At 64.3% G+C, this 4,883-nt stretch carries 6 protein-coding genes; all 6 read left to right on the forward strand.

The window, feature by feature from the left end; translation table 11 throughout:
* Nucleotides 1-941: chemotaxis-specific protein-glutamate methyltransferase CheB (gene cheB, locus QAT43_RS14185; RefSeq protein WP_305043742.1), on the forward strand; the 941-nt coding region annotated here is incomplete at its 5' end.
* A gap of 78 nt (nucleotides 942-1,019) precedes the next feature.
* The gene (gene cysS, locus QAT43_RS14190) at nucleotides 1,020-2,465 is read left to right on the forward strand and encodes a cysteine--tRNA ligase (protein ID WP_305043743.1); all 1,446 of its coding nucleotides are present in this window, start codon (nucleotides 1,020-1,022) and stop codon (nucleotides 2,463-2,465) included.
* A 13-nt stretch (nucleotides 2,466-2,478) separates the two neighbouring features.
* The gene (locus tag QAT43_RS14195; protein WP_305043744.1) at nucleotides 2,479-2,871 is read left to right on the forward strand and encodes a HEPN domain-containing protein; all 393 of its coding nucleotides are present in this window, start codon (nucleotides 2,479-2,481) and stop codon (nucleotides 2,869-2,871) included.
* Nucleotides 2,868-3,218 (forward strand): nucleotidyltransferase domain-containing protein, encoded by a 351-nt coding sequence (locus QAT43_RS14200; RefSeq protein WP_305043745.1) that lies wholly within the window; start codon nucleotides 2,868-2,870, stop codon nucleotides 3,216-3,218. Before QAT43_RS14195 ends, QAT43_RS14200 begins: the two co-directional genes overlap by 4 nt.
* 56 nt (nucleotides 3,219-3,274) lie before the next feature.
* Nucleotides 3,275-3,685 carry a methylmalonyl-CoA epimerase gene (gene mce, locus QAT43_RS14205; RefSeq protein ID WP_305043746.1) on the forward strand — a complete coding sequence of 137 codons (411 nt, stop codon included), beginning with the start codon at nucleotides 3,275-3,277 and terminating at the stop codon, nucleotides 3,683-3,685.
* 355 nt (nucleotides 3,686-4,040) lie between these two features.
* Nucleotides 4,041-4,535 carry a TlpA family protein disulfide reductase gene (locus QAT43_RS14210; protein WP_305043747.1) on the forward strand — a complete coding sequence of 165 codons (495 nt, stop codon included), beginning with the start codon at nucleotides 4,041-4,043 and terminating at the stop codon, nucleotides 4,533-4,535.
* Nucleotides 4,536-4,883: the final 348 nt, after the last annotated feature.

Raw genomic sequence — 4,883 nt, forward strand, 5'->3', positions numbered from 1 at the left:
CCGAGGCGCGCGACGGGCGCGAGGCCCTGGACGCGGTGCTGCGCTGCAAGCCGGACCTGGTGATCCTCGACGTGGTCATGCCGGTGATGGACGGCATCAGCGCCGTGCGCGAGATCATGGCGCGCCGACCCACGCCGATCCTGGTGCTCTCGGCCAACGTGCGTCCCAGCGACGCCGGCGGCGCCTTCAACGCCATCGCCCTGGGCGCCCTCGACGTCGTGGAAAAGCCGCGCGGCGCCGTGCAGCAAGTTTTTGAGCCCCTGGCAACCCTGCTCATTGAGAAGGTCAAGGTGCTGGCGCGCCTGCCGGTCAGGCAGATCCCCGCCGCGACCCGCGCGCGCGAGGCAGGCGGCCTGCCCGATGAGCGCCGCACCCTTCTTGCCGTCGGCGCGTCCACCGGGGGGCCGCGGGCGGTGCTGCAGGTGTTGCAGGGCCTTCCCGCCGACACCCGCGCGCGCATGCTCATCGTCCAGCATATCGCTCCCGGCTTCGCGCCGGGTTTCGCCCAGTGGCTGGATCGCGAAACCCCCTTCCGGGTGCGCGCCGCCGAGGACGGCGACGCCCTGCGCCCCGGTCTGGTCCTGGTGGCGCCCAGCGAGCGGCACATGGAGGTGCGCAACGGCCGCATCCGCCTGAGCGACGGCCTGCCGGTCCACAGCTGCCGGCCCTCCGTCGACGTGCTGTTCACCTCCCTGGCCCACGAAGCCCCCAAGGAGGTCGCCGCCGTGCTGCTCACCGGCATGGGCCGCGACGGTGCCGAGGGCCTGGCCGCCCTGCGCCTCGCCGGCGCCGCGACCCTCGCCCAGGATGAGGCGACCAGCGTGGTGTTCGGCATGCCGCGTGCCGCCATCGCCCTGGGCGCCGCCCAGCGCGTGCTGCCCCTCGACGAAATCCCCCGCGCCCTCGCCCGCATTCTGGACCGCGCCGGCGGTTTATGCTAAGGTCCGAAAGCCAAGTCCTTGATGTCCTTGGTGTCCCCTAGGTCCCTTGAATCATGCACCCCCAGGAGCCCACTCTCCATGAGCATCCGCCTCTTCAACACCCTCACCGGCCGCAAGGAAGACTTTCAGCCGCTGGTGCCCGGCAAGGTCGGCATGTACGTGTGCGGCGTCACCACCTACGACTACTGCCACATGGGTCACGCCCGCGCCAACATCGTTTTCGACATCGTCTACCGCTACCTGCGCTATCGCGGCTTCGATGTCACCTACGTGCGCAACTACACCGACGTCGACGACAAGATCATCCAGCGCGCCAACGAGCGCGGCATCCCCAGCCAGGAGTTGGCCGAGCAGTTCATCCGCGCCTTCGACGAGGACATGGCCGCCCTGGGGCTTGATCTGCCCACCCATCAGCCCAAGGCCACCGAGCACATCGCGCACATCATCGCCCTGGTCGAGCGACTTATCGCGCGCGGCATGGCCTACGCGGCGGGCGGCGACGTCTATTTCAGCGTCGAGAAGTTTCCCACCTACCTCAAGCTCTCCAAGCGCAATCTCGACGAAATGCAGGCCGGCGCGCGCATCGCCCCCGGCGAGCACAAGCGCCATCCCATGGATTTCGCCCTGTGGAAGGCCGCCAAGCCCGGCGAACCGGCCTGGGAGTCGCCCTGGGGACCGGGGCGGCCCGGTTGGCACATCGAATGCTCGGCCATGAGCATGGCGCTGCTCGGCGAATCCTTCGACATCCACGGCGGCGGCAAGGACCTGGTGTTCCCCCACCACGAGAACGAAATCGCCCAGAGCGAGGCCGCCACCGGCCGGCCCTTCGTCAAGTACTGGCTGCACAACGGCTTCGTCAACGTCAACCAGGAGAAGATGAGCAAGAGCCTGGGCAATTTCTTCACCATCCGCGAGATCCTCAAGAAATTCGATCCCGAGGTGGTGCGCTTCTTCATCCTCACCGCCCATTACCGCTCGCCCATCGACTTCTCCGACCAGAACCTGCGCGAGGCCCGCGCCGGGCTGAGTCGCTTCTACGAAGCCCTGCAGGGCGCCGCCGAGGTGCTCGTATCCGGCCTGGAGAACAACGCCGCCTCCAGCCAGGGCGCGCAGCTCGAGGAGCGCTTCCGCGAGGCCATGGACGACGATTTCAACACCGCCCAGGCCCTCGGCCATCTCTTCGACGCGGTGCGCAGCCTCAACCGGCTGCTGGCCGAAAAAAAGCTGCGCAAGAGCCCGGAAAAAATCGCCGCCGTGCGCGACCTGCGTGAAACCCTCCTGCGCCTGGGCGGCGTGCTCGGCCTGTTCGTCTCCGACCCCGCCGCCTGGCTGCGGCGAAGCAATCTCGCCGCTCTCCAGGAGTTGGGCCTGAGCGAGGAACAGGTCGAGGCGCGCCTCGCCGAGCGCCTCGCCGCCCGCGCCGCCAAGGATTTCGCCCGCGCCGATCAGATCCGCGACGAACTCGCCGCCCAGGGCGTGCAGCTCCTCGACAGCCCCACGGGCACCACCTGGAAGGTCGGGTAGGGAAGGAGGGGTGATGAACCGCTACGAGGACTGGCTCCGCCAGGCCGAAAATGATCTTGATTGGGCGCGCCACAGCTTCGTCGGGGGATTTTTCGCCCAAACCTGTTTCATCGCCCAGCAGGCCGCCGAGAAAGCTCTCAAATCCTGGTGCTTCTTCAAGGGTTTCGACATCGTGCGGACCCATTCCATCTTCCAGATCGTGCGCGCCCTGGGGGAAAACGGCGCCCTGGAAAAATGGGCGCGCGAACTCGATATCTATTACATCTCGGCGCGCTACCCCGATGCCTTGCCCGCCGGAGCGCCCTTTGAAATCCTCACCCCCGAGCAGGCCCAGGGGGCGATCCGGGCCGCCGAGGGGATTTTTGACCTGGTGCGCGCGCGCCTTGCCGGGGCGGACCAACCATGAAACCCATCCTCGAGCGCAGCCGCCCGTCCGTGTCCGTGGTCGATTTCAGCCGCGAACAGCTCATGGCGCGGCTGCGCGCATTGCTCGGGGGAGAAATCCTGGTCTCGGCTTGGCTCATCGGCTCCTGCGCCCGCGGCGACGCCAAGCCCTGGTCCGACATCGACCTGATCCTGGTGCGCGAAACCGACCTGCCCTTCGTCGAGCGCCCGCGCCTTTTCCCTTGCCTGGATGAAATGGGCGTCCCCGTCGACCTGCTGGTCTATACTCCCGAGGAATTCTCCGCCCTGGAAAACCATCCCACCAGCTTCTGGCGTCAAGCCCAAAAAGAACGCCTGCGGCTCATATAGATCCCATGCGTCCCTGGTGCCCCTCAAGTCCCTTGCCTTCTAGGAGCCACTAACCCATGAAAACAAAAAAAATCAGTCACATCGGCATCGCCGTCAGCAGCCTTGAAGCCGCCATCCCCCTCTATCGCGACGTTCTCGGCATGGAATTCGAGGGCACCGAGGAAGTTGCCGAACAAAGGGTCAAGGTCGCCTTTTTCATCGCCGGCGAAAGCCGCGTCGAACTCCTCGAAGCCACCACGGCCGACTCGCCCGTCGCCAAGTTCATCGAAAAAAACGGCGAGGGCATCCACCATCTCGCCTACGAAGTCGACGACCTCAAGGCCGCCATCGCCGCGCTCCAGGCCCAGGGCGTGCGCCTCATCGACACCGAGCCGCGCCGTGGCGCCCACGGCACCTCCATCGCCTTTCTCCATCCCAAGGCCACCGGCGGCGTGCTCACCGAATTGTGCCAGCCGCACAAGGCGTAAAATTTCCACCAAAACAGTGTTTGCTTGGCAGTGCTCCCTGAAATCGTTGCTAAGGTGTTGGAATAAAATGACAAAAATTTTTATGGTTGACACCGGGGAAGGAAATCTGGAATCTAGGCGGGTAAAAATTAAAACGATGCGATAATTCCGCTCCGCCTTGACTTGTCCCATCTCCCCGTTAAACTATGGGCCGTTTGGTTGGTGAAAGTCTGTTTTGCCGGATCAGGTTTCGGGATTCGGTCGTGAAGCCGGGTCAGCCCCGCATCGGGAGGGAACCCATGGATCAGGCGGTAATTTTCCCAACGGCGGATCGGCCGCACGCCTGGCGCGACGTCAACCCGCCCCGGAGGTTTCCATGAACAAGCGATTTCTTCTTGTTGTGCTGCTCTTTCTGGTGTTCCCGGCCGTTTCCGCCCTCGCCCTGGAGCCCGGCGATCAGGCGCCCGATTTCACCCTGAAGAATCTCGAGGGGCGCGAGGTCAGCCTCTCCGATTACCGCGGGCGCATCGTGCTGCTCAAGCTCTCCACCACCTGGTGCCCCACCTGCAAGCAGCAAACCAGCGACATCCTGCGCGTCGGCGACCTGCTCGCCGAGAAAGACGTGGTGGTGCTCGAGGTGTTCGTGCAGGATTCGGAGAAAATGGTGCGCCGCTTCCTCAAGGACAAGCAGTTGCCCACGACCTTCGAGGCGCTGCTCGACGACGGCCGCGCCCATAAGGCCTACAACGTCTATCTGATTCCGCGCATGCTGGTGCTCGACCGCGCGCACAAGGTCTACCACGACGGCGGCCAGCTCTTCGAGAAAGACCTGCGTCGTCTCATCGAGGAAGTCGCCGCGCAGCCTTTGTAGGGGCGAGGCGCTGCCTCGCCCGGACCGGACGGCCCCGACACGTCCTCTGTTGCAAAAACTCAACACTGATGCACGGGCTCAACAACCGCGTTTCTCGCGGTGAAACACGACGAGGAGCCGGACGCGGCAAAAAACACTGTTTTTCGGCAGGTTAGCAAGGCGAAAAAAGTTTTGAGCGGCAATGAAAAAACTGGCATCGGTCTTGCGTAATGTACGAAAAGGATTGATTTTTGATGCTCGTCCCGGCTAAAACCTCAGGACATGAACTGAATTGATGCGAAAGGAGGTGACAAGATGAAAAAGCTCATGACTCTGATCATGGCGTCCATGATCGCTCTGTCCTTCGCG

Source organism: Geoalkalibacter sp. (genome assembly GCF_030604225.1).
GTDB lineage: Bacteria > Desulfobacterota > Desulfuromonadia > Desulfuromonadales > Geoalkalibacteraceae > Geoalkalibacter.